Annotated in this window: 2 rRNA genes; both read right to left on the bottom strand. The window is 45.7% G+C overall.

The annotated features are described in order from the left end of the window. Positions 1-236, bottom strand: a 23S ribosomal RNA gene (locus tag FCI53_RS21260); the annotation flags it as partial. Positions 237-414: 178 nt separating this feature from the next. Then, positions 415-523: ribosomal RNA gene (locus FCI53_RS21720) — 16S ribosomal RNA — on the bottom strand; the annotation flags it as partial.

The raw sequence follows: 523 nt of genomic DNA, 5'->3' as shown, positions 1-523 counted from the left end.
ATCGCATTTGCTTTCTCTTCCTCCGGGTACTGAGATGTTTCAGTTCCCCGGGTCTGCCTCTCCTTACCTATGTATTCAGTAAGGAGTCCTACTCCATTACGAGCAGTGGGTTTCCCCATTCGGAAATTCCCGGATCAACGCCTACGTACGGCTCCCCGAGACATATCGGTGTTTGTCCCGTCCTTCATCGGCTCCTAGTGCCAAGGCATCCACCGTGCGCCCTTAATCACTTAACTATATTAATTACAGTAAAAAAGACGTTTTGTTTGATGTCTTGTCATCATTCGTTCCAGCTTATCAACTAAGCCTTCACTCTTGATTTTTCTTATCTAGTTTTCAAGGTACATAATTTGAGAGTTTAATCTCTCAAAACTGAACCAAACAACCAAGTATGAATTCCTATAATATCCTTAGAAAGGAGGTGATCCAGCCGCACCTTCCGATACGGCTACCTTGTTACGACTTCACCCCAATCATTGGCCCCACCTTAGGCGGCTGGCTCCTAGGACACAACTTAGCTTCC

The sequence above is a fragment of the Aquibacillus sediminis genome, assembly GCF_005870085.1.
Taxonomy (GTDB): domain Bacteria; phylum Bacillota; class Bacilli; order Bacillales; family Amphibacillaceae; genus Aquibacillus_E; species Aquibacillus_E sediminis.
The sequence above is the reverse complement of the archived record's forward strand: the minus strand, read 5'-3'. Positions and strand labels throughout refer to the sequence as shown.